This is a genomic window from Pseudomonas gingeri (assembly GCF_013385425.1).
Taxonomy (GTDB): domain Bacteria; phylum Pseudomonadota; class Gammaproteobacteria; order Pseudomonadales; family Pseudomonadaceae; genus Aquipseudomonas; species Aquipseudomonas gingeri_D.
The window spans coordinates 394652-417517 of sequence record NZ_JACAQA010000005.1; the positions used below are offsets into that span (position 1 = coordinate 394652).

At 62.0% G+C, this 22866-nt stretch carries 20 protein-coding genes and 1 pseudogene; 13 read left to right on the plus strand and 8 right to left on the minus strand.

Going from position 1 to position 22866, the window contains the following annotated elements:
• The 5 genes and pseudogenes from HX830_RS09555 to bglX all read right to left on the minus strand — a co-directional run.
• Positions 1-267 (minus strand): annotated as a pseudogene (locus HX830_RS09555) (hypothetical protein); the annotation flags it as partial.
• Between the two features lie 445 nt (positions 268-712).
• Positions 713-2035 carry an MFS transporter gene (locus tag HX830_RS09560; RefSeq protein WP_103498149.1) on the minus strand — a complete coding sequence of 441 codons (1323 nt, stop codon included), beginning with the start codon at positions 2033-2035 and terminating at the stop codon, positions 713-715.
• A 321-nt stretch (positions 2036-2356) separates the two neighbouring features.
• Positions 2357-3688, minus strand: a complete 1332-nt coding sequence (locus HX830_RS09565; protein ID WP_177099923.1) for a sigma-54-dependent transcriptional regulator — start codon at positions 3686-3688, stop codon at positions 2357-2359.
• The gene (locus tag HX830_RS09570) at positions 3685-5448 is read right to left on the minus strand and encodes a sensor histidine kinase (RefSeq protein ID WP_103498151.1); all 1764 of its coding nucleotides are present in this window, start codon (positions 5446-5448) and stop codon (positions 3685-3687) included. The genes HX830_RS09565 and HX830_RS09570 overlap by 4 nt, the downstream gene beginning before the upstream one ends.
• 158 nt (positions 5449-5606) lie before the next feature.
• Positions 5607-7898, minus strand: a complete 2292-nt coding sequence (gene bglX, locus HX830_RS09575) for a beta-glucosidase BglX (protein ID WP_177099925.1) — start codon at positions 7896-7898, stop codon at positions 5607-5609.
• Positions 7899-8143: 245 nt separating this feature from the next.
• Here bglX and HX830_RS09580 point away from each other — a divergent pair, with 245 nt between their 5' ends.
• From HX830_RS09580 to HX830_RS09595, 4 genes are all read left to right on the plus strand, one after another.
• Positions 8144-8755 (plus strand): LemA family protein, encoded by a 612-nt coding sequence (locus HX830_RS09580; RefSeq protein ID WP_177099927.1) that lies wholly within the window; start codon positions 8144-8146, stop codon positions 8753-8755.
• Positions 8756-8822: 67 nt separating this feature from the next.
• Positions 8823-9530, plus strand: coding sequence for a TPM domain-containing protein (locus HX830_RS09585; RefSeq protein WP_177099929.1), 708 nt, complete (start codon positions 8823-8825; stop codon positions 9528-9530).
• 29 nt (positions 9531-9559) lie between these two features.
• On the plus strand, positions 9560-10177 hold the full coding sequence (locus HX830_RS09590) for a TPM domain-containing protein (protein WP_152738080.1): 618 nt from the start codon (positions 9560-9562) through the stop codon (positions 10175-10177).
• Between the two features lie 54 nt (positions 10178-10231).
• Positions 10232-11449, plus strand: coding sequence for a class I SAM-dependent methyltransferase (locus HX830_RS09595; RefSeq protein WP_177099931.1), 1218 nt, complete (start codon positions 10232-10234; stop codon positions 11447-11449).
• Here the strand turns inward: HX830_RS09595 and HX830_RS09600 are convergent.
• Positions 11437-12348 (minus strand): DMT family transporter, encoded by a 912-nt coding sequence (locus HX830_RS09600; protein ID WP_177099933.1) that lies wholly within the window; start codon positions 12346-12348, stop codon positions 11437-11439. The genes HX830_RS09595 and HX830_RS09600 overlap by 13 nt on opposite strands.
• A 205-nt stretch (positions 12349-12553) precedes the next feature.
• Between HX830_RS09600 and HX830_RS09605 the strand changes: the two genes are divergently transcribed.
• On the plus strand, positions 12554-13135 hold the full coding sequence (locus tag HX830_RS09605; protein ID WP_103498158.1) for a DJ-1/PfpI family protein: 582 nt from the start codon (positions 12554-12556) through the stop codon (positions 13133-13135).
• Between the two features lie 14 nt (positions 13136-13149).
• Positions 13150-13455, plus strand: coding sequence for a ribbon-helix-helix domain-containing protein (locus tag HX830_RS09610; protein ID WP_103498159.1), 306 nt, complete (start codon positions 13150-13152; stop codon positions 13453-13455).
• A gap of 25 nt (positions 13456-13480) precedes the next feature.
• On the opposite strand, the gene HX830_RS09615 is transcribed toward HX830_RS09610, so the two are convergent.
• Positions 13481-14440 carry a FecR family protein gene (locus tag HX830_RS09615; protein ID WP_177099935.1) on the minus strand — a complete coding sequence of 320 codons (960 nt, stop codon included), beginning with the start codon at positions 14438-14440 and terminating at the stop codon, positions 13481-13483.
• A gap of 35 nt (positions 14441-14475) precedes the next feature.
• Entirely contained in the window at positions 14476-15480 is a 1005-nt protein-coding gene (locus HX830_RS09620; protein WP_152738548.1) for a DUF4917 family protein, read from the minus strand.
• A 191-nt stretch (positions 15481-15671) separates the two neighbouring features.
• On the opposite strand from HX830_RS09620, the gene HX830_RS32720 reads away from it, so the two are divergent.
• The 7 genes from HX830_RS32720 (at position 15672) to HX830_RS09655 (ending at position 22502) form a co-directional block, all read left to right on the plus strand.
• Positions 15672-17297, plus strand: coding sequence for a methyl-accepting chemotaxis protein (locus tag HX830_RS32720; RefSeq protein ID WP_152738092.1), 1626 nt, complete (start codon positions 15672-15674; stop codon positions 17295-17297).
• 55 nt (positions 17298-17352) lie between these two features.
• Positions 17353-18591: an HD domain-containing phosphohydrolase gene (locus HX830_RS09630; RefSeq protein ID WP_177099937.1), complete on the plus strand. Its 1239-nt coding sequence runs from the start codon at positions 17353-17355 to the stop codon at positions 18589-18591.
• Positions 18592-18694: 103 nt separating this feature from the next.
• Positions 18695-19843 carry an L-threonine dehydrogenase gene (gene yiaY, locus HX830_RS09635; RefSeq protein WP_177099939.1) on the plus strand — a complete coding sequence of 383 codons (1149 nt, stop codon included), beginning with the start codon at positions 18695-18697 and terminating at the stop codon, positions 19841-19843.
• A gap of 129 nt (positions 19844-19972) precedes the next feature.
• The gene (locus HX830_RS09640) at positions 19973-20545 is read left to right on the plus strand and encodes a TetR/AcrR family transcriptional regulator (RefSeq protein WP_103496643.1); all 573 of its coding nucleotides are present in this window, start codon (positions 19973-19975) and stop codon (positions 20543-20545) included.
• A gap of 89 nt (positions 20546-20634) precedes the next feature.
• Positions 20635-21498 (plus strand): oxidoreductase, encoded by an 864-nt coding sequence (locus tag HX830_RS09645; protein ID WP_152738098.1) that lies wholly within the window; start codon positions 20635-20637, stop codon positions 21496-21498.
• Between the two features lie 10 nt (positions 21499-21508).
• Positions 21509-22180 (plus strand): NAD(P)H-binding protein, encoded by a 672-nt coding sequence (locus HX830_RS09650; RefSeq protein ID WP_103496645.1) that lies wholly within the window; start codon positions 21509-21511, stop codon positions 22178-22180.
• A gap of 157 nt (positions 22181-22337) precedes the next feature.
• Positions 22338-22502 carry a hypothetical protein gene (locus HX830_RS09655; RefSeq protein ID WP_177099941.1) on the plus strand — a complete coding sequence of 55 codons (165 nt, stop codon included), beginning with the start codon at positions 22338-22340 and terminating at the stop codon, positions 22500-22502.
• The last annotated feature ends 364 nt before the right edge of the window (positions 22503-22866 follow it).

The following is a 22866-nucleotide window of genomic DNA, read 5'->3' on the forward strand; positions in this document are numbered from 1 at the left end:
GTGATCGAAGCCGTCGGAGGCGACTGCGCCAGCGGTGCCGGTGTGATCGAAGCCGTCGGAGGCGACTGCACCAGCGGTGCCGGTGTGATCGAAGCCGTCGGAGGCGACTGCGCCAGCGGTGCCGGTGTGATCAAAGCCATCGGAGGCAAGAGCAGCGCTTGCACTGGCATTGAAAGTGGCAGAGCCGGTACGGTCATAACCATCGGCGGCGAAGGTGTTGGCAGCCAGTACCGAGAGGGCCAGGGCGAGGATCAGTTTGGTTTTCATGGTGGTTGCTCCTGAAGGTGTTCGTTTTGTTCAGTGGGTGTGGAAGTGATTTTACGCTTGTAAATTTGATTAAAAAGCGCAAATAAACGCTTAAATCAATCGTATAAATCGATATGTATGGCGCCAGAAAAGGTCGGCATGCAACGTGATGCCAAGGGGCCGGGGCCAGGTCGATTTAACGTAGGTTCAGAATGTCGCTTGGAAATTAACTGGCTATTAATGCCGATAATTCTTTTGCGATTGCACAGAAATGCGCCGGGATCGCCCTGTAAGGACGTGAGTGAATGGGGGAACGCGGTCTTGCAAACAACGCCGAACCTTGTAGGAGCCTGGCTTGCCAGCGAAAGGGGCCTCAAGAGCGCCAAAAGCTTCGCGGGCAAGCCCTGCTCCTACAAGGTTTTGAGTACGGCAATAGACCGGGGTATATCGCCGGTTTCCAGGTTACTCAGTCGGTCTCGATCCGCGAATGCTTGCGGGTGTCCTTCATGGTCACATATACCAGCAATGAACAGGCGATGCAGGCCGTCACGTACCAGTAGTAGCCGGTTTCCATGCCGACGCTCTTGAACCACAGCGCAATGTATTCCGCCGTGCCGCCGAAGATCGAGACGGTCAGGGCATATGGCAGGCCGACGCCCAGCGCGCGGATTTCAGTGGGGAACAGCTCGGCCTTCACCACCGCGTTGATCGAGGTGTAGCCGCTGACGATGATCAGCGCCGCCATGATCAGGAAGAACGCGCCCCACCAGGTCTGGATGGTGTGCAGGGTGCTGAGGATCGGCACGGTGAACAGTGTGCCGAGAATACCGAAGGCAATCAGGATCGGCCGCCGGCCGATCTTGTCCGACAGCGCACCGACCAGCGGTTGCAGGCACATGAACAGGAACAGCGTCGCCGCCGAAATGGTGGTGGAGTCGGAGATGCTCATGCCGACCGTGTTCACCAGATATTTCTGCATGTAGGTGGTGTAGGTGTAGAACGCCAGGGTGCCGCCCATGGTCAGGCCGACCACGGTCATCAGCTCCTTGGGATGACGCATCAGGGTGCGCATCAGGCTTTCTTTAGGTTCTTCTTTCTTCTTGGTGAAGGATTCGGTTTCTTCCATGCCGCGACGCAGATAGAGCGCGACCACGGCACACAGGGCGCCGATGGCGAACGGAATCCGCCAGCCCCAGGCTTGCAGCTGTTCGGTGGTCAGGGTCTGTTGCAGCACGATCAGCACCGCCAGGGCGATGAGTTGGCCGGAGATCAGGGTCACGTACTGGAAGCTGGAGAAGAAGCCGCGACGTTCCTTGGTCGCCATCTCGCTGAGGTAGGTGGCCGAGGTGCCGTATTCGCCGCCGACCGACAGGCCCTGCATCAGGCGGGCGACCACCAGCAGGATCGGGGCGCCGACGCCGATGGTTTCATAGCCCGGGGTGAGGGCGATGATCAGGGAGCCGAAGCACATCAGCAGGACCGAGGCCATCAGCGCGGCCTTGCGGCCCTTGCGGTCGGCATACAGGCCCATGAGCCAGCCGCCGATCGGGCGCATCAGGAAGCCCACGGCGAAGATCGCGGCGGTGTTGAGGAGCTGGGCGGTGGTGTCGCCCTTGGGGAAGAAGACCTTGGCGAAGTACAGCGAAAACGCGGCGTAGACGTACCAGTCGTACCATTCGACCATATTGCCGACCGAACCGCTGAAGATCGATTTCAGACGGCTGGAGGTGGTTCTTTCTTTGGCCGGCGCGGCCGCCGACCCCAGGGGCAGGGTAGAGGAGTTTTCCATCAGGGAACCTTCGAGTCATTGTTTTTGTGGAGCGCGCGCGAGCGCAGCCTGCCAGGGCTATAGCAGGAGCTGTGCCAACGGTGGAAGGCCCGGTTTAGAAGGGGTGGCGGGATTGGGTGAGCGGAAATCCGCTCATGGGCGATAAATCAATAAGCGGAAAATCGCCGATGCGGGATGTGCTGGATGAAACATGAACCAGACAAACACGGCACAACCTGTGGGAGCGGAGCTTGCCCGCGAATAGGCCCTTGAGAACGCTAAAAGCTTCGCGGGCAAGCTCCGCTCCCACAGGTTGATAGGCGGTGTTTTCCAGGCAGGGGTTCAGTCGTCCTTGAGGAACATCTCGCGCGCCAGGCCATGACGTTGCATCTTTTCATTGAAGGTGCGGCGTGGCAGTTGCAGCTCTTCGAGTACTGCCTTGACGTCGCCCTTGTGCCGGGTCAGTGCCGAACGCAGGCATTGCGCTTCAAAGGCCTCCTGCTGCGCCGCGAGGGATTGGCCCGGATCGATTGCGTCAGGCTCCGGCTCACCCAGGCCGAGTACCGAACGTTCGGCGGCATTGGCCAGTTCCCGCACATTACCCGGCCAGTCATGGCTCAACAGGCGGCTCAACTGCGGTCCGCTCAATGGCGTCGAGGGTCGCCCCATGCGCTCGGCCGCACCGTAGGCGAAGTGCTCGAACAACAACGGGATATCTTCGCGACGCTCGCGCAACGGCGGCAGGCGCAACTGCGCCACCGTCAGCCGATAGGCCAGGTCCTCGCGAAAGCGCCCGGCCCGGGCCTCGTCCAGCAAGTCGGGTTTGGTCGCCGCGACGATACGCAGGTCCACCGCGATGCTCTGGTTCGAACCCAGCCGCTCCAGCTTCTGCTCCTGCAACACCCGCAGCAGCTTCACCTGCTGGGCCAGCGGCATGCTTTCGATCTCGTCGAGAAACAAGGTGCCGCCATCGGCGTATTCCAGCTTGCCAATACGCTTGCCCTGGGCCCCGGTGAAAGCTCCGCTTTCGTGACCGAACAACTCGGCTTCAAACAAGGCCTCGGGAATCGCCGCGCAGTTGAGGGCGACAAACGGCTTGGCGGCCCTCGGCCCGAAATCATGCAGGCAACGGGCAACCAGCTCCTTGCCGCTGCCGGTTTCACCACGGATCAGCACGTTGACCGGTAGCGCCGCCAGCTCCAGCACCTGCCGGCGCAGGGTTTGCAGGCTGCGGGAAACCCCCAGCAGGCTGCGCTCGAGTCGGGAGCGGTGATCGGCCTGTTGATGCAACTGGCGGTTCTCCAGCACCAGGCGGCGTTTCTCCATGGCCCGGGCGAGGCTGGCGAGCAGGGTCTGCGGGCTGAAGGGTTTTTCCAGGAAGTCGTAGGCACCGTCGCGCATGGCTTCCACCGCCATGGGCACGTCGCCGTGACCGGTCAGCAGGATCACCGGCAGATCGCTGTCGTGTGCCTGCAAACGCGCCAGCAATTCCAGGCCGCCCATGCCGGGCATGCGCACGTCGCTGAGGATCACCCCGGGGAAATCCCGGGGCAGTTGTGCCAGGCACTCTTCGGCGCGGCTGAAGGTCTGCACCTGGAAACCCGACAGGCTCAGCCATTGCTCGACAGCCGTGCGGATGCTGGCTTCGTCATCGACCACGATCACGGCGTTCATCGAGTGTCCATCTCCGGGGCAATGGGCAGGGTCAGGCTGAAGTGGGCGCCGCCGTGGCGATTGTCGACGCTCAGGCGACCGTCCAGTTCATGGACGATGGCGTAGGACACCGCCAGGCCCAGGCCGAGGCCATCGCCTACCGGTTTGGTGGTGAAGAACGGGTCGAAGACCTTGCCCAGGTGTTCCTCGGCAATCCCACCGCCGCTGTCGCCCACGGTCAGCAGCCATACCGGTGGGCGGGCTTCGATACGGATTTCCAGGCGCTTGAGCGGTTTGTCGTGCATGGCATCCAGGGCATTGCGCAACAGGTTGATCAGCACCTGCTCCAGACGAATCGCGTCACCCCGGACCCAGGCCGGGCGGGTCAGGTGCAGCACCGTGCTGACCGCGTCTTCACGCAGACGCGGGTCGAGCAGTTGCAACGCCTGATCGACCACGCCGGCCAGGTCGAGGGGCTCACGCAGGCCGCTGGGGCTTTGTCGGGCGTAGGTCTTCAAGTGACCGGTGAGGGCCGCCATGCGGGTCAGCATCTGATCCAGGGGGGCGAGGGCCTGGTAGGCGTCCTCGATCCGGCCGTGGTCGAGCAGCAGGCGCAAGGTCGCCAATTGCATGCGCTGGGCGGTCAGCGGCTGGTTGATTTCATGGGCCAGGGCGGCGGACATCTGCCCCAGCGCCGCCAGTTTGGCCGATTGCACCAGACCGTCCTGGGCGGTGCGCAGGTCGCGGGTGCGTTCCTCCACCAGACGCTCCAGCTCTTCGCGACTGCGTTGGCGCAGGCGCGCCAGGCGCCAGCGTTGGCTGAGGAACAGCAGCAGAAACACCAGGGCCAGCCACAGGCCGGCACCGGCGAGTGCGGCATTGCGTCGTTCCTCGGCGGCCATCTGCGGTTTGCGCAGCAGGTGCAGGGTCCAGTCTTCCGGAGGCAGTGGCTGCGACTCCCAGAGGTAGTCGGCACTGCCGTCCGGGCCGTCGACCCGGGTCAGGTAACTGTTGTCGCCGAACATTCGCAAGGGGCGGTATTCAAGGGGGCTGAGGGATTGCTTGTCATATTGCCGGGTGCTGCCGATTTCACTGCGGTCATTGTCGCGCAGCGGGCGCAGCAGGCGATAGCGCCAGCCGGGCTGGTTGGCGATAAACACGATGTCGCGGGCATCGCTGACCAGCAGGGTGTCGTTGCCCTTGCTCCACTCACGCTCGAGTTCCGGGAACTCCAGTTTCACCACCATGGCGCCGAGGAATTCGCCGTTGTCGCCGGTTACCGCGCTGGCGAGAAAATAACCGGGAATGCCACTGGTCACGCCCACGGCATAGAAGTGCCCGCTGCCTTCGACACGGGTCTGGTTGAAGTAAGGGCGAAAGCCGTAGTTGTGACCGACGTAGCTGCTCGGCAGGCTCCAGTTGCTGGCAGCCACCGACAGGCCATTGCGATCCAGCAGTTGCAGGGTGGAAGAGCGCGCCGCGCCATTGATCCGTTCCAGTTTGCGGTTCAGGGCGTCCTGTTCTGCCGCATCGATGGGGCCGGCCAGGGCCGCGCGCAATTGCGGGTCGAGGGCGAGCACGGCAGGCAGGGCGCGGTAGCGTTCGATCAGGGTGTGCAGGGCGTTGGCGTAAAGCGTCAGTTGCATCTTGCCCCGCGAGGCGTCGTCGACCAGGGCCTGTTGTTCGGCGCGATGCACGGCCCAGCCGGCGGCCAGGACGGTACCGGCGACAATCAGCAGAGTGTAGAACGCCAGACGCAGGGGACGAGGAAGCGGCGACATACGGGCAACGACAGGCTGGGGAGGGGCGGGAAAGATAGCATGTCGAATCAGCTAGGCGCTGACTTGTGGGAGCGGAGCTTGCCCGCGAAAGGGACCTTGAGGTCGCCAAAAGCTTCGCGGGCAAGCACCGCTCCCACAAGAGCGGTCAGTGGCAGGGCTTACAACAACTCGAAACTCTGCTGCGTCACATCCTGGGAGTCCAGGCCGATCTGCACGTTGAACTTGCCCGGCTCCGAGGCGTACTTCAACTGGGTGTTGTAGAACTTCAAGTCTTCCTCGTCGATGCTGAAGTGAAGGACCTTCTGCTCGCCCGCCTTGAGCATCACCTTCTGGAAGTTTTTCAGTTCCTTGACCGGACGGATCATGGAACCGGCGACCTGCTGGATATACAGCTGCACCACTGTCTCGCCATCACGCTTGCCGGTGTTCTTCACCGTGATGCTGGCATCGAGCTTGCCGCTCTTGTTCAGCGTGGTCGAAGACAGCGCCATGTCGCTCAGGCTGAAGTCGGTGTAGCTCAGGCCATAACCGAAGGGGTACAGCGGGGTGTTTTCCTCGTCGAAATACTGCGAGGTGTAGTTGCCCGGCTTGCCCGGGGTGTACGGACGACCGATGGTCAGGTGGTTGTAGTACATCGGCACCTGGCCGACCGAGCGCGGGAAGGTGATCGGCAGCTTGCCCGACGGGTTGTAGTCGCCGAACAGTACGTCGGCAATGGCGTTGCCGCCTTCGGTGCCGCTGAACCAGGTTTCCAGCACGGCAGCGGCCTGGTCCTGCTCGTGGCCGATGGTCAGCGGACGGCCGTTCATCAGCACCAGTACCAACGGCTTGCCGGTGGCCTTGAGGGCCTTGATCAGTTCACGCTGGCTGGCCGGGATGTTCAGGTCGGTACGGCTCGACGACTCGTGGGACATGCCCCGCGACTCGCCCACCGCGGCGATCACCACGTCGGCCTGCTCCGCGGCCTTGACTGCTTCGTCGATCATCTGCTGCGCCGGGCGCGGGTCATCGACGATTTCCGGCGCCGCGAAGTTGAGGAAGTTCAGGTAATCCACGACCTTCTTGTCGGCGGTGATGTTCGAGCCGCGGGCATAGACCAGTTGGCCCTTGTCGCCCAGGGCACGGCTCATGCCGTCATACAGGGTGACCGATTGCGCCGGCAGGCCGGCGGCGGCCCAGCTGCCCATCATGTCGATCGGGGCCTTGGCCAGCGGGCCGACCAGGGCGATCTTCGCCGACTTCTTCAGTGGCAGGGTCTGGCCCTGGTTCTTCAGCAGGACCAGGCTGCGGCGTGCCATGTCGCGGGCATCGCTGCGGTGCAGGCGGCTTTCGGCATTGGTGTCGGCCGGATCATCCTCGGCCTTGCCGATACGCAGGTACGGGTCCTTGAACAGGCCCATGTCGTACTTGGCGCCGAGCACTTCACGCACGGCGTTGTCCAGGTCGCTCTGCGGCACTTCGCCGGACTGGATCAGCCCCGGCAGCTCCTTGCCATACAGCGAGTCGTTCATGCTCATGTCGATGCCGGCCTTGATTGCCAGCTTGGCCGCCTCGCGACCGTCCTTGGCAACGCCATGCTTGAGCAGTTCGAAAATCGCCCCGTGGTCGCTCACCGCCAGGCCCTTGAAACCCCAGTCCTTGCGCAGCAGGTCCTGCATCAGCCAGGTGTTGGAAGTGGCGGGCACGCCGTTGATCGAGTTCAGGGCAACCATCACCCCGCCGGCGCCGGCGTCGATCGCGGCGCGATAAGGCGGCAGGTAGGTCTGGTACATTTTCACCGGGCTCATGTCGACCACGTTGTAGTCGCGACCGCCTTCCACCGCGCCATAGAGGGCGAAGTGCTTGACGCTGGCCATGATGCTGTCCGGTTCGCTCGGGCTCTTGCCCTGGTAGGCGTGGACCATCACCTGGGCGATGCGCGAGACCAGGTAGGTGTCCTCGCCGAAGCCCTCGGAGGTCCGGCCCCAGCGCGGGTCGCGGGAAATATCGACCATCGGCGCGAAGGTGATGTCCAGGCTGTCGGCGCTGGCTTCCTGGGCGGCGATGCGTCCGGAATGGCCGATGGCGTCCATGTCCCAGCTCGACGCCAGGCCCAGGCTGATGGGGAAAATGGTCCGGTGGCCGTGGATCACGTCATAGGCGAAGAACATCGGGATCTTCAACCGGCTGCGCATGGCAGCGTCCTGCATCGGACGGTTTTCCGGGCGGGAGATGGAGTTGAAGGTGCCGCCGATGTTGCCCGCGGCGATTTCCTTGCGGATCAGTTCCCGGGGCATTTCCGGGCCAATACTGATCAGACGCAATTGGCCGATCTTTTCCTCGAGGGTCATCTGCTTCATCAACTGGGCGATGAAAGCGTCCTTGTTTTCCAGGGAGGCGGGCTTTGTGTCAGCCACTACCGGGAGACTGGCCAGGCCAATAGCGAGGCCCAGCAAACACAGCTTCTTCATGAATGATTATCTCGGGGGCCCGGTCCGGCGATCAATCGTTGCGCACTGGCCGGGCTGTTTAGTTATAGGGAGCGACTCTTGTTGTGCTAATAATCCAGCACAGTTGTGAACTGTTTTTCGCGCTGGGCATCTTTTAGCTGATTGGCTTCACACATTCCAGTGGCGGTGGCGGATTATGCCTGAGTCCCGCGTACGAAAAATCCTGGGATTTTTCTCTTTTTAACGTTTCAAGGAGGGTTTCGAGCATGCAGGCACAACAGGGCTTACGTTCGAGTTGCAGATTTGCCGTACTGGCATTGCTGGCGACGTTGTTGGCCGGCTGCGGCATCAACAATATTCCCACTTATGACGAACAGGTGAAGGCCAACTGGGCTCAGGTGCAGAACCAGTACCAGCGGCGCGCGGACCTGATCCCGAATCTGGTGGAAACGGTCAAGGGTTACGCCAAACAGGAGCAGGAAACCCTGACCGCGGTGGTCGAGGCGCGGGCCAAGGCCACCTCGATCCAGGTCGATGCCAGCACCCTGGACAATCCCGAGAAACTCAAGCAGTACCAGGACGCCCAGGGCCAGTTGACCGGCGCCCTCAGTCGTCTGATGGTGGTCTCGGAGCGATACCCGGATCTGAAGTCAAACCAGAACTTCCTGGCCCTGCAGTCCCAACTCGAAGGCACGGAAAACCGTATCAGTGTGGCGCGACGTGACTTCATCCTCAGTGTGGAAAAGTACAACACCGAGATCCGCACCTTTCCCGGCCGCCTCTGGCATAGCCTGATGTACAGCAACCTGCCGTTGCGCCCGACGTTCGAGGCGACCGCCCAGGACGCCGATAAAGCACCGCAGGTGAAGTTCCAGTAACCCGATGGGCGTTGCCGTGCTGAATTGTGGCAGCGCTCGATCCTGCTTCATCACGAACGAGGTAGGCATGCGTATTTTCCAAGGTGCCCTGTGGCTGTTGCTCTGCACGCTGGCACTGACGGCCAGGGCCGATTTGCAGTTTCCCGAATTGAGCGGGCGGGTGGTGGACAGCGCCCAGATGATCGACGCGCCGGTGCGCGAGGCCTTGAATCAGCAGTTGCAGGCCCATGAGAAGGCCACCGGCGAGCAGATCGTGGTGGTCACCGTGGCGAACCTGCAAGGCGCGACCATCGAGGATTACGGTTACCAGTTGGGGCGTCACTGGGGCATCGGCCAGAAGGACAAGAATAACGGCGCGCTGCTGATCGTCGCCCGGGACGAGCGCAAGGTGCGCATTGAAGTGGGTTATGGCCTGGAAGACCGCCTGACCGACGCCCAGTCATCCCTGATCATCAACCAGTTGATCGTGCCGCAGTTCAAACGCGACCATGTTTCCAGCGGCATCAGTTCCGGGGTCGACGCGATGCTCAAGGTCCTGGGCAGTCCGATGGTGGAGAAAACCGAGCCCGAAGGGGATTTCGGATCTCGGCACCCGGTACTGATCGGCTTCCTCATGATTCTCTTCGTGCTGATCTGCGCGATGATGCAACTGATGGGCTATGGCCCCAGGGGCGGCTCGGGAGGTTTTGGCGGCGGCGGTGGCGGACGTTCCGGCGGTGGCTTCAGCGGTGGCGGTGGCGGTTTCGGTGGCGGCGGATCATCGGGCAGTTGGTAATCCATCATTATTAGAGAGTGTGCACAACCATGGCCTTACTGACTGAATACGAACAACGGCAGGTTGCCGAAGCGATTACCCGGGTCGAGCAGCAGACCGATGCGGAACTGGTGACGGTGCTGGCGCGGCGTGCCGACGACTATGCCTATATCCCGTTGCTGTGGGCCAGCCTGGCGGCGCTGCTGGTCCCCGGGCTGCTCAACTTCGTCTTCGGCTGGCTGAACAGCCACAGCCTGCTGGCAGTGCAGTGGAGCAGCTTTATCGTGTTGTGCCTGGTATTCCGCATCCCGTCGATCACCAGCCGGCTGATTCCGCGTTCGGTGCGGCACTGGCGGGCATCGAACCTGGCCCGGCGGCAGTTTCTCGAACAGAACCTGCACCATACCGTTGGCGGTACCGGTGTCCTGATTTTTGTCTGCGAGGCTGAGCGTTATGTCGAAATCCTGGTGGACAAGGGCATTTCCAAACGGCTCGACAACAGCGCCTGGGAGCCCATCGTCAAGGCCTTCACCGAGCGGGTCAAACAGGGGCAGACCTTGCAGGGCTTTATCAGCTGCATCGAGTCCTGCGGCGAACTGCTCAAGTCTCATGTGCCGGTGACCCAGGCACGCAACGAGTTGCCTAACCGGTTGGTCCTGTTGGGCTGATACAATAGCCGCTATTCCCTGATCCGACTCCCGCACGCCCGAGGCGCCCTTTACATGTCAGCTACTGCAACCCCCGCCCAGTCCGTGCCGGACCATCACGCACAGTTTCTCGAGTTGCTCGAGACCGGTCTGGCGCAGAACGCTTTTATCAAGCTGGTGCTGGCCAAGTACGTGGGCGACGAAGCGGACCTGCAACGGCTGATCATCAAGCAGGTGACGGTCAAGGAGCAGGCGTGCCTGTCCTTTGTCTATCGCTACAAGACCCGTGATATCACCAAGAACTTCGCCCTTTCCGAAGGCCAGGCGATCATCGCCGGGCTGCTGCCGGCGTCCTTCAAGAACGCCCACCTGCTGTCACTCACCGACGAAGTGCAACTGGAGTACAGCAAGAAGGGCAAGAGCACCCTGTTCAAGGGCAAGGCCCAGCAGACGCGGGAAGTGCCGTCCGCCGAGCACAATCGCGAGAAGAATCGCTATCTGGAACTCAGCCGGCCATTTCTTACCGACCTGGGGGTGACCAACCCGCAGCACGAGCTGATTCCGGCGATGTCGCGCAAGTGGAAGCAGATCAACAAATTTATCGAAGTGTTTTCCCATGCCCTGAGCCACTCGCCGATCAAGCTCGACCAGCCGGTGCGGGTCGCGGACTTCGGTTCGGGCAAGGGCTACCTGACCTTTGCCATCCACGATTACCTGCGCAATACCTTGCAGGTCGAAGGCCAGGTGACCGGGGTCGAGTTGCGCGAAGACATGGTCAACCTGTGCAATACGGCGGCGGCGCGCCTGGAGCATCCTGGGCTGGTGTTCAAATGCGGCGATGTGCGCAGCGTGGCGCCGAGCGAGCTGGAGGTGATGATCGCCTTGCATGCCTGCGATATCGCCACCGACTATGCGATCCACACCGGTATCCGCTCCGGCGCGGCGATCATCATGTGCTCGCCGTGCTGCCACAAGCAGATCCGCTTGCAGATCCAGAGCCCGCTGTTGCTCAAGCCGATGCTGCAATACGGCCTGCACCTGGGGCAGCAGGCGGAGATGGTCACCGACAGCTTGCGCGCACTGTTCCTGGAAGCCTGCGGCTACGAGACCAAGGTCTTCGAGTTCATTTCCCTGGAACACACCAACAAGAACAAGATGATCCTCGCGGTCAAGCGCGCCGAGCCTGTGGACCCGGCGCAATTGTTGGTGAAGATCGAGGAGTTGAAGGCGTTCTATCACATCCACGAGCACTGCCTGGAAACCCTGCTGCGGGCCGACGGCTACTTGAGCTGAACCCCCGCCGGCAAACCGCCCGGTTGCGCCGGGCGGACGCTGGTCTTGCGCCCGAGCATCACGGTAATGATCACGCCACCGGCAAACAGCCAGGTAATCGGCTCGACGTGTTCGCCGAAGAACAGCGCCGAAAAGGCAATGGTGAAGAAAATCTGCAACAGCTGGATCTGGCTGACCCGGGCGATACCGCCCAGGGCGAGCCCGGCGTACCAGGCAAAAAAGCCGAGAAACTGCGAGAACAACGCCACATAACCGAAGGCCCACCAGGTCTTGGCGGAAATCGCGCCCTGGTGCTGCCAGGCCAGGTACAGCACCGGGCCGATCAGGATCGGCACCGACAGCACCAGCGCCCAGCAGATCACCTGCCAGCCGCCCATCTCCCGGGCCAGGCGTCCACCCTCGGCATAGCCCAGGCCGCCGAGGGCGATGGCGCCGATCATCAACAGGTCACCGGGCTGGATACTCCCGGCCCCGCTGATCAGCGCATAACCCAGCACCAGCGCACTGCCCAGGGCCGCGCAGGCCCAGAAGGCCTTCGATGGCCGCTCGTGGGACAACCAGGCCGCGTACAACGCCACGCACAAGGGTTGCAGGCCATTGACCAGGGCGCCGTGGGAGGCCGGCAGGGTCTGCATGGCCCAGGCCGAGAGCACCGGAAAACCCAGGATGACCCCGATGATCACCAGTGACAGGCCTTTGACCTGGCGCCAGGTCGGCCACTTTTCCCGGCGCCACAGCAGCAGCGCCGCCGCGGGAATGGCGGCGATCAGGGCGCGACCGAGGCCGTTGAGCAGCGGATGGATTTCCTGCACCACGACGCGGGTGAAGGGCAGGGTCAGGCTGAAGATCACTACACCCAGCAGGCCGAGCAGCATGCCGGTGTTTTCACGGGAGGACATAAACGTTGGCCAGTCATCAGGGAAACAGGGACTGTCATCTAGCCATAAAGCTCCGACGGCTCGCCGCTACAGCTGGGTAGAGAGTTGTCCATACAGTTTTTCGTGGGACCGCCTGCGTAGTAGCCGGTGATTACCCGCCTGCGTGTATAGGGTCTACCTTGACTACTCTTGTCTGCCCAAGTGTTTAACCAGAGGAGTTCACCCCATGGCCGCGAAAAAGATTCTGATGCTGGTTGGCGATTACGTCGAAGACTACGAAGTGATGGTGCCGTTCCAGGCCCTGCTGATGGTCGGTCACCAGGTGCATGCGGTGTGCCCGGACAAAAGCGCCGGCCAGACCGTGCGCACCGCGATCCATGACTTCGAGGGCGACCAGACCTACAGTGAAAAGCCGGGGCATCTGTTCGCCCTGAACTTTGATTTCGCCAAGGTCGATGCCGCCGACTACGATGCGTTGCTGATTCCCGGTGGCCGTGCGCCGGAATACCTGCGGCTGAACGACAAAGTCCTGCAACTGGTGCAGGCCTTCGACCACGCCGGCAAGCCGATTGCCGCGGTTTGTCATGGCGCGCAGTTGCTGGCGGCGGCGGGGATTCTCGACGGTCGTGAGTGCAGCGCCTATCCTGCCTGTGCTCCGGAAGTGCGGCTGGCCGGTGGTCGTTATATCGATATCGAAGTGACCCAGGCCCACGTCCAGGGCAACCTCGCCACCGCTCCGGCCTGGCCGGCGCATCCGAGCTGGTTGGCGGCGTTCCTCGGGTTGCTGGGTACCAGGATCACCTTGTAAGGGAGGGTTGGGTCATGTGTGAGCTCTACGTCAAGGCCGATCCGATTCTCTACGAATCGCGTTCCCGCTCGCTGCGCATCCGTGGCGTGGTGACCACCTTGCGCCTGGAAAACCAGTTCTGGGACATCCTCGGCGAGATCGCCGAGGCCGACGGCATGACCACCAACCAGTTGATCACCCGGCTCTACGAAGAGGTGATGGACTTTCGCGGGGAGGTGCTGAATTTCGCCTCCTTCCTGCGGGTCAGTTGCACCCGCTACCTGAGCCAGCGTCGGGCCCAGGTAACGGAACTCAGTGTGGTCCGTTCGAACGCGGGGTGAAAAATAACACGATCCGGGCCGGCGGCTATTTGCGGCTTTCGATCCTGACCTGACCATCGTCCAGGGCCACGGTTTTCACCGGGGTCAAGGCGGGCAGGGCATTGAGCAGAGCGTCCGGGTCTGTCACGTCGAGGTTGCCGGAGACCTTGAAGTGCGCCAGCGGGCCGTCCGCCAGTTGCACCGGTTTGCTGCGGTAGAGGCTCAGTTCATCGAGCAGACTGGCCAGTTCGCGGTTGCGAAAGGTCAGGTGGCCGCTGCGCCAATCGGCGACTTCCTCGCTGCTCAGGGTTTGCTGTTGCAGCGTACCTTTGGCGTAGTCGAAGATCGCCCGTTGCCTGGCTTCGAGCAGGGTGGCGCTGCTCGGATCGCCTTCCGGCTCGAAAGCCACCTGGCCGTGGGCGACGCTGACCACCAACTGGCGCTGGCCGCGGCGCACATCGAAAGCGGTGCCCACCACTCGCACCCGGGCGTTGCCGGCATGCACCCACAATGGGCGTTCCTTGTCGGCGGCCACTTCCAGGTAGAGCTGGCCCTGATCCAGGTAGATATCCCGTTGCCGGGAGCGGAAGTTGATGCGCAGTCGGGTATTGGCGTTGATGTACAGGGTGCTGCCGTCCGGCAGCTTCAGGGTACGGGTGCCCTGGGCATGGGCGGCAACCTGATGCCGGTACGGGGTGTTTGGTGCGCCGAGATTGGCGCTCAGCAATGCACACAGCAGCGCGGCCGCCGTGGCCAGGGCCGGTCGCCAGAGGTTCTTGCGCCGGGGGGCCGGCAACGCCGGCTGGTTCAGTTGGCGCAGTTGCGCCAGGTCCGCCCAGAGTGCTTCGAACTCGGCATAGGCCCGGGCATGCTCCGGCTTTGCCCGCCATTCTTCGAACGCCCTGTCCGGTGACTGTTCGGGCGTGTCGCGGTGACGGGCGAACCAGCTCGCGGCCTGGGCATCGATGCTGTTTCCATCGAGTGTGATGTCGATGACGCGGCTCATTCTGACGACTTCCTGCTGTTCATCGGGCGGGTATCTCAGGCCTCGGGAGGGACCAGCAGTTGCGGGTTACCCAGCGGATGGCTCTTGGCATCGAAAAACCGCAGCGTCACTTCCCGGCCCTCGAACAGCTGGGTGAAGTGGCGCTTCTGATGCTGGATAAAGGCCTGGCTGCGTGGGTAGATCGAAATCGCCAGGGTCTGGATTCGCGCATCCAGCAGGGCCTGGACGATATGCCGGTCCTGCGCGCCGAGGTTGTGGCCGAAGATGCACAGGGCGTCCTGATGCCCGGCCAGTTGCCCGTAGCAGTACGACAGGTAATCCGAATGACGGATCGCCTTGAGCTTGTCCTGCGCATTCCCCTCGCTGACGAACAACGGCACATCGCCCAGGGTATTGATCGCGAAACTGCCCAGCAGGGTGCTTTCCGAGGAGGTCAGCTTGCGTGTGCTGCCGTCGAGGTTCTTCACCAGGTGCAGGCCGCCGTGCAGGTACAGGACGCGGGTGCCACGGGCATCAAGGTCGCCCAGGTCGAAGGTCGAGTCGTCCGTGCGGAACAGATCGTCGAACGGCTCGGGTGCCTGCATGATCGCCCAGTAGGTGAGCAGGTCGTAGTTGGTCGAGTAAAGGGTGCGGTAGCGACTCAGTTCGGCATTGATCAGCGCCAGGCTCTCGGGCTGCACCCGCATCCAGGGGATATGCACCGAGCGGATCGCATGGATCAGCGCTTCCTTGACCGCGAAGTAGCGATTGCGCGGCGACGACGAACTGATGGTCAGCGCCGCATTGACCCGGATGGTGCTTTTCAGGGCGCTGAGCACCTGTTCGAAGTTGCTGGTTTCCAGGGCCTTGAACACCGCCAGCTCGCTCAGCCCCAGCGGACGGTTACGGGTGGTCTGGGCCAGCTCGAACAGCGAGTCGTAGGCAAATGCCCGCCACATTGCCCGGCTCGCGCCGTTGCCGATCAACAGGCCGCTGCAGGCGATTTCGGCGCGCAGGGCGTTCCAGTCTTCTAACGTTGTATCAAATGCCTGGAGTTCCATCGTTGCCATTCGTCGGTTGCCAAATCTGAGGAGGATCAGCGGCGGACTTTAACACGGGCCCTCTAGAGTCATTTCCTCATTCCGTGCCGGGAGATTTTTTCCACGGGGTGTCTTTTCCGGTGATATCGTAGTGATATCTCTTTTGGGTGTTTTTTCCAGTGCAATGGAATGCCACATAAAGGGTGATCGATATGTCAGTCAGAAACCTGAAAATAGCCACACGCGCTTTTCTGAGTTTTGCCTTTGTCACACTGCTGTTGATTGCCCTGGGCGTGCTGGCGTTATGGAAAATGCATCTGATTCGCGAGGCGGCGGTCGACTTGCAGGACAACTGGATGGCCAGCCTGCGACAGGCCGGGCGGGTCGAGTTGACCTTCTATCGGATACGCCTGGAGAGCTTTCGGTTGGTCACGGCCACCGATGCCCAGATGAAACAGACCGAAGCCGCCCGTATCCAGGAACTTAAGGCCACACTCGATCAGCAGATCAAGGCCTATGCACCGCTGGTCTCGAGCCCCGAGGAGCAAGCGGTCTACGAGGCGGTACAACGTAATGCCAACCTCTATGAGCAGAAACTCGCCGAGACGTTGCAGATCGCCAGCGAGAAGGGAGCCGAAGCGGCGCTTGTTCTGCTCAATAACGTGATCCCGCCTTTGGTCAATGAGCTGCAAACCAACATCGAGGCGCTGGAAAAAATCAATGACGATGGTGCCGTGCAGTCCGGTATCACGGCCCAGCAGCAGTTCGACGGCGGTTTTTATCTGACTATCGCCATCATTGTCGTTTCTTGCGTCTTGACGGTATTGCTGGCGATTATCTTTACCCGCAGCCTGACCGGCCCGTTGCGCTTGTTGCTCGGCTCGACCCGGAAGATCGCCGAGGGCGACCTGCGCACCGAAGTACAGGTGGACGGCAAGGACGAATTGGCCGAGCTGCAGGCCTCGACCGCGGCCATGCAGGCCAGCCTGAAAAATACCCTGCGGCATATCAGTAACTCCTCCACGCAGTTGGCGTCGGCCGCGGAAGAAATGAGCGCGGTGACCGGCGAGTCCAATCGCGGTATTCAACGCCAGAGCCTGGAGACCGACCAGGCCGCCACGGCGGTCAATGAAATGACCGCGGCGGTCGAGGAAGTGGCCCGCAATGCCGTGGCGGCCTCGCAGTCCACCCAGCGTTCCGAAGTCTCGACCCGTACCGGGGCGGACCGTGTGCATCGCACGATTGCCTCCATCGAAACCCTGAGTTCGACCGTCAAGGCCACCGGGCAGGAAGTCGAATCCCTGGCGCAGCAGGCCCAGAACATCAGCAAGGTGCTGGATGTGATCCGGGCCATCGCCGAACAGACCAACCTGCTGGCGCTCAACGCCGCCATCGAAGCCGCCCGGGCCGGTGAACAGGGCCGTGGCTTTGCCGTGGTTGCTGATGAGGTGCGGGCCCTGGCGCACCGTACCCAGGTTTCAACCCAGGAAATCGAACAGATGATCGGTGCCATCCAGAACGGGACCGGGCAGGCGGTGGTCTCGATGCAACGTAGTAATGAAGAGGCGGACAAGACGCTGTTGATTGCCCATGAAGCCGGTTCGGCCTTGTCCGAAATTGCCCAGGCCATCAGCGAGATCAACGACCGCAACCTGATGATCGCGACCGCTTCCGAAGAGCAGGCCCAGGTCGCCCGGTCGGTGGACCAGAACCTGATCAGTATCCGCGACCTGTCGATCCAGAGCTCATCGGCGGCGAGCCAGACCCTGGCGGCCAGTCATGAGCTGTCCAAGCTCGCGGTGGAATTGAACAAGGTGGTCACGCAGTTCTCGATTTGAGTCCCTGGCGGTCGCCCCCGACTCTTTATTTGACGCATCCGTTCGGAGACGTGAAATGGACCCGGATATCTGTAAAGGCTGTATCAAGATCGAGGTGGCCCGGCTGGCCATCGGCATGCAGATCGAAGCACTGGATCGGCCGTGGGAGGAAACCACCTTTTCCTTTCGTGAGTTCCGTATACGCCGCGAGGAGGAACTGCGACTGCTGCGCGAGAACTGCGAGTATGCCTGGGTGGATATTGCCAGTGCCGCCGGGGCCCATGGGCTGTCGGTCGAAACCCCGATTGAATGCGCGACTGCATGCGCGGCACTCGCGGAGCCGGTCGACTTCAACGTTGAAATGGCCCGGGCCGAGCTCGCCTGGGGCTCGGCCCGGGCGCAGTCCTGGCGCATCCTCGAGGCGGTGGATATGGGCGAGCCGATTCAGGTCGACGCGGTGAAAGCCGTGGTCAAGGATTGCGTCGACAGTATCCTGCGCAACCCCTCGGCCTTGCTCTGGCTGACCCGCATCAAGTTCCAGGACGATTACACCGCCGAGCATTCGCTGCGGGTGGCAATGCTGTCCATTGCCCTGGGTCGCGAGTTGGGCCTGCCGGCTGTGGAATTGGAGGAGATCGGGGTCGGTGCCATGCTCCACGATGTCGGCAAGCTCAAGGTGCCAAGCGAAATCCTGAATAAACCGTCGGCGTTGACGGATCAGGAGTACGCCATCATGAAAAGCCACGCCATGGAAGGTTATACCTTGCTCGCCAGCCAAGCCGGTGTGCCGGTGGCGGCGCTCGAGGTGGCGCTGTCGCACCATGAGCGGTTGGACGGCATGGGCTATCCCCGTGGCTTGAGCGCCGAAGGGATTCCCTTTTATGCGCGGATCGTCGCGGTGACTGACGCCTATGATGCCATCAGCAGTGACCGGGTCTACAGCAAGGGGCGTTCGACCCTCGAGTCCCTGCGCATCCTGTTCAAAGCGGCCAACAGCCATTTCGACGAGCAGATTGTCAGCGCGTTCATTCGCCTGATCGGCCTGTATCCCAGCGGCGAAATCGTCGAGATGACCAATGACGAAGTCGCGATCATCCTCGGCGCGCCGCCCTGCAATCGACTCAAGCCGCGTCTGTTGCGTGTTCTCGGAGCCGACAAGCGGCGCTGCCCGGAGAAGCTTATCGATCTGGCCGACAGCACCTTCGATGCCATGGGCCGGCCCTATGCGATTCGCCAGGTCTGTTCGTCCGGGGCCTTTGGCGTTGATATCGAGGCTTATCGCCGACGTGGGCTGATCCAGATAAACGGCGCCTGACAAACGGTGTTGTGGATCCAGGTTTTCCTTGCGTCAGGTCAAGGTCAGGGGTGGGTCTTCGACTGAAGCTGACGGGAGTCCGTCAGCTAAAGGAAGACCTACTGTGAGCAGCACATTTTTTATTCCCGCCGTGAATATCATGGGCATTGATTGCCTGGACGAAGCCATGGGCGCGATCCGCAAGCATGGCTTTCGCAAAGCGCTGATCGTTACCGACGTCGGGCTGGCCAAGGCCGGCGTCGCCGCACGGATTGCCGGGTTGTTGGCGATGCAGGATATCGATTCGGTCGTGTTCGATGGCGCCAAACCGAATCCGAGCATCGACAACGTCGAGAAGGGCTTGGTGGCACTCAAGGCTGGCCAATGCGATTTCATTGTGTCCCTGGGCGGCGGCTCGCCCCATGACTGTGCCAAGGGCATCGCCCTGTGCGCCACCAATGGCGGGCATATCCGCGACTATGAAGGCGTCGACCGCTCAGCCAAGCCGCAACTGCCGCTGGTGGCCATCAATACCACCGCCGGTACCGCCAGCGAGATGACCCGTTTCTGCATCATCACCGATGAATCGCGCCACGTGAAAATGGCGATTGTCGACCGTAACGTCACGCCGTTGCTGTCGGTCAACGACCCGGCGCTGATGGTCGCCATGCCCAAGGGACTGACCGCCGCTACCGGCATGGATGCCCTGACCCATGCCATCGAAGCTTATGTGTCGACGGCGGCGACGCCGATCACCGACGCCTGCGCGATCAAAGCCATTGAACTGATCAGCGCCAACCTGCGCCAGGCCGTGTTTGATGGCGCCGACCTGCAGGCCCGGGAAAGCATGGCCTACGCGCAGTTCCTCGCGGGCATGGCGTTCAACAATGCCTCGCTGGGTTTCGTGCATGCCATGGCGCACCAGTTGGGCGGCTTCTACGACTTGCCCCATGGCGTGTGCAATGCGGTGCTGCTGCCCCATGTGCAGAGTTTCAATGCGCTGGTCTGCCCGCAACGCCTGAGTGATGTGGCCAAGGCGCTGGGTGCCGACATTCGTGGCATGAGTGCCGAGGAGGGTGCCCAGGCGGCCATTGCGGCGATTCGCAGTCTGGCCAAGGATGTCGAGATTCCGGCCGGTCTGCGGGAGTTGGGCGCCAAGTTGCAGGACATCCCGATCCTCGCCACCAATGCCCTGAAGGACGCTTGCGGCCTGACCAATCCACGGGCGGCGGATCAGCGGCAGATCGAAGAGATTTTCCGCAGCGCGTTCTGAGGCAAAACCCCATCACCCAGCGCCTTCCCCGGTCGGGGAGGGCGCTGTCACGACCAGCGGGCTTGCAAACCCGCGTTCAGACAGGTTTAATTGAGTGATTACTCATTTATAAGTTGAACGCTGCTCCCCATGGCCCGTCCCAAAAGTGAAGACAAACGCAACGCCATCCTCAGTGCCGCCATCGAGGTGTTCGCCGAGCAGGGCCTGGGTTGTCCGACGCTGAAGATCGCCCGGCTCGCCGGGGTCGCCGAGGGCACCTTGTTCAACTACTTCAGTTCCAAGGACGTGTTGCTCAACGAACTCTACCTGCATATCAAGGCCGAGTTGCGCGATGTGATGATGCCCGGTTACCCGCGCACGGAAACGGTGAAGAAGCGCGCCCGGCACGCCTGGCAGAGTTATGTCGACTGGGGCGTCGCCGAACCGCAGAAACGCAAGGTGGTGGCTTTGCTCGGAATGTCCGCGCAGGTTACCGAACAGAGCAAGTTGCTGGGGATGCAGGACTTCTGCGAGGTCAACGAGATGATGCAGGAAAGCATTGCCAGCGGCCTGTTCCGCGACCAGCCGGCGGCGTTTGTCTCGGCGATCATGGGCGCCCTGGCCGATACCACCATCGACTTTATCCGCCGCGAACCCGACCAGGCCGAGCGTTATGCCGAAGCCGGTTTCCAGGCGTTCTGGAGTGCTACCGCCAAGGAGTAGGCGAGGCTGTTTCTTGTATTGAAGCTTTGCGTTGAAAATGAGTGAGTGCTCACTCAACATTAATCTCAATAGTCGTAAGGAGTACAAGCATGTCTAAGGTCTGGTTGATTACCGGCAGTGCCAGCGGTTTGGGTCGCAATGTCGCCGAGGCGGTACTGGCGGCGGGGGAACGCCTGGTGGCGACGGCGCGGGAGCCACGGCGGCTGGATGATCTGGTGGCGCGTTATGGCGATCAGGTGCGGGTGGTGGCTCTGGATGTCACGGATGCAGCGGCGGCTGAAGCGGCGGTGAAGGTGGCGGTCGATACCTTTGGTCGGCTCGACGTACTGGTCAACAATGCCGGTTACGGTCATCTCGCCCCTTTCGAGCAGACGGAGGCAGAGGCGTTCCGCGCCGAGGTCGAGACCAATTTCTTTGGCGTGGTCAACGTGACCCGCGCCGCATTGCCGGTGATGCGCGCGCAACGCAGCGGGCACATCCTGCAGATCTCCTCCGTGGGTGGGCGTCTGGGCATGCCCGGGCTCAGCGCCTATCAGGCGGCGAAGTGGGCGGTGGGTGGTTTTACCGAAGTGGTCGCGCAGGAAGTGGCGCCGTTGGGGATCAGGATCTGTGCCGTGGAGCCGGGTGGCATGCGTACCAACTGGGCGGTGCGTGCAGGCCAGGGCACACCCACGATCATCGACGACTACCTGCCTAGCGTCGGTGCGATCCAGGAATTGCTCGGTACCTACGCCGGCAATGAGCCGAGCGATCCGGATCGGATTGCGCAGATCCTGCTGAAGCTGGCCTATCACGAGCAACTGCCGCTGCACCTGTTGATCGGCAACGATGCCTTGCAGTACTGCGAGCAGGCCGAGACCGCCCGTGCCGAGGCGGGCGAGCGTTGGCTGGAGGTCAGTCGCGCCGCCGACTACAGTGCTCCTGTCGAGCTGCCAGCATTTCCAACCCATTGAGAGGTCGTCCATGAACGTCTTGTTGTTCGGTGCCACCGGCATGGTCGGCCAGGGTGTATTACGTGAATGCCTGCTGGCGGGCGATGTGCAGCAGGTCCGGGTCATTGGCCGTACGCCGGTGACCCAGACCGATCCGAAGCTCAGCCAGGTGGTGCACGCCGACCTGTTCAACTACCAGGGTATCGAGGCCGAGTTGCAGGGCTTTGATGCCTGCTTCTTCTGCCTGGGTATCTCGGTGGTGGGCCTGGACGAGGCGCAGTACACCCGGGTGACCTACGACCTGACGCTGGCCGCGGCCGAGACCTTGTCGCGGCTCAATCCGAACATGACCTTTGTCTATGTCACGGGGGCGGGCACCGACAGCAGTGAAAAGGGCCGCAGCATGTGGGCGCGGGTCAAGGGCCGTACCGAAAACGCCTTGCAACGCTTGCCGTTCAAGGCGGTTTACCTGATGCGTCCCGGTGCGATCCAGCCGTTGCATGGCGTGCGCTCCAAGACTGCGCTCTACCAGGCGGTCTACACGCTGGCCGGGCCGTTGATGAGTGTGTTGCGGCGGTTGTGGCCGGACACCATCCAGACCACCGAAACCATTGGCCGGGCGATGTTGGCGGTGGCCCGAAATGGTGGGCCGCAGCCGATTCTCGATCCCAAGGCGATCAATCAACTGTCTTCGCGAGGTTGAGGCTTGGCTGAGTGGTGGAGGTTGCGCGAGTGCATGCGGGCGGTGGTGACTGTGGGCGCGCTGGGTTCCTGGAGTCCCGGTCTGCTAACCCGCGTACAGTCTCCACCCACTTCGTTTAGCCGCGATGGATGACGATTCCACTACTCCGGAGGACGTCATGTTCAAAGTTACACTCAACCCACCTGTTTGCGCAGACTTGAAACTCAACGCGGTTGTCGACCGGGTTTTCGCCCACTACAACCTGCCGATCAGCGATGATCCGATGGTCCCCCGAAATGCTTGTAAACCGGATAATCCGAACGGCGTCGAAGAAGCGCTGTAGGAGCAGGCTTGCCGGCGATGAGGTCCTTGAGTTTTGTGGTGCTTGATCGTCCGCCATCGCCAGCAAGCCGGCTCCCACAAAGGTTGCGCATGGCCGCAGTATCATGGTTGCCTCGGTCCATGTAGGAGCTGGCTTGCCAGCGATGAGGTCCTTGAGTTTTGTGGTGCTTGATCGTCCGCCATCGCCAGCAAGCCGGCTCCCACAAAGGTTGTGCATGGCGCGAAGTATTATGGTTGCCTCGGTCCATGTAGGAGCAGGCTTGCCGGCGATGAGGTCCTTGAGTTTTGCGGTGCTTGATCGTCCGCCATCGCCAGCAAGCCGGCTCCCACAAAGGCTGCGCATGGCCGCGAAGTATCGTGGTTGC

What these genes read in the sequence shown, in the direction of transcription:
- HX830_RS09560 (WP_103498149.1), bottom strand. Translation starts at nt 2,035, where the DNA reads ATGGAAAACTCCTCTACCCTGCCCCTGGGGTCGGCGGCCGCGCCGGCC.
- HX830_RS09565 (WP_177099923.1), bottom strand. Translation starts at nt 3,688, where the DNA reads ATGAACGCCGTGATCGTGGTCGATGACGAAGCCAGCATCCGCACGGCT.
- HX830_RS09570 (WP_103498151.1), bottom strand. Translation starts at nt 5,448, where the DNA reads ATGTCGCCGCTTCCTCGTCCCCTGCGTCTGGCGTTCTACACTCTGCTG.
- bglX (WP_177099925.1), bottom strand. Translation starts at nt 7,898, where the DNA reads ATGAAGAAGCTGTGTTTGCTGGGCCTCGCTATTGGCCTGGCCAGTCTC.
- HX830_RS09580 (WP_177099927.1), top strand. Translation starts at nt 8,144, where the DNA reads ATGCAGGCACAACAGGGCTTACGTTCGAGTTGCAGATTTGCCGTACTG.
- HX830_RS09585 (WP_177099929.1), top strand. Translation starts at nt 8,823, where the DNA reads ATGCGTATTTTCCAAGGTGCCCTGTGGCTGTTGCTCTGCACGCTGGCA.
- HX830_RS09590 (WP_152738080.1), top strand. Translation starts at nt 9,560, where the DNA reads ATGGCCTTACTGACTGAATACGAACAACGGCAGGTTGCCGAAGCGATT.
- HX830_RS09595 (WP_177099931.1), top strand. Translation starts at nt 10,232, where the DNA reads ATGTCAGCTACTGCAACCCCCGCCCAGTCCGTGCCGGACCATCACGCA.
- HX830_RS09600 (WP_177099933.1), bottom strand. Translation starts at nt 12,348, where the DNA reads ATGTCCTCCCGTGAAAACACCGGCATGCTGCTCGGCCTGCTGGGTGTA.
- HX830_RS09605 (WP_103498158.1), top strand. Translation starts at nt 12,554, where the DNA reads ATGGCCGCGAAAAAGATTCTGATGCTGGTTGGCGATTACGTCGAAGAC.
- HX830_RS09610 (WP_103498159.1), top strand. Translation starts at nt 13,150, where the DNA reads ATGTGTGAGCTCTACGTCAAGGCCGATCCGATTCTCTACGAATCGCGT.
- HX830_RS09615 (WP_177099935.1), bottom strand. Translation starts at nt 14,440, where the DNA reads ATGAGCCGCGTCATCGACATCACACTCGATGGAAACAGCATCGATGCC.
- HX830_RS09620 (WP_152738548.1), bottom strand. Translation starts at nt 15,480, where the DNA reads ATGGAACTCCAGGCATTTGATACAACGTTAGAAGACTGGAACGCCCTG.
- HX830_RS32720 (WP_152738092.1), top strand. Translation starts at nt 15,672, where the DNA reads ATGTCAGTCAGAAACCTGAAAATAGCCACACGCGCTTTTCTGAGTTTT.
- HX830_RS09630 (WP_177099937.1), top strand. Translation starts at nt 17,353, where the DNA reads ATGGACCCGGATATCTGTAAAGGCTGTATCAAGATCGAGGTGGCCCGG.
- HX830_RS09640 (WP_103496643.1), top strand. Translation starts at nt 19,973, where the DNA reads ATGGCCCGTCCCAAAAGTGAAGACAAACGCAACGCCATCCTCAGTGCC.
- HX830_RS09645 (WP_152738098.1), top strand. Translation starts at nt 20,635, where the DNA reads ATGTCTAAGGTCTGGTTGATTACCGGCAGTGCCAGCGGTTTGGGTCGC.
- HX830_RS09650 (WP_103496645.1), top strand. Translation starts at nt 21,509, where the DNA reads ATGAACGTCTTGTTGTTCGGTGCCACCGGCATGGTCGGCCAGGGTGTA.
- HX830_RS09655 (WP_177099941.1), top strand. Translation starts at nt 22,338, where the DNA reads ATGTTCAAAGTTACACTCAACCCACCTGTTTGCGCAGACTTGAAACTC.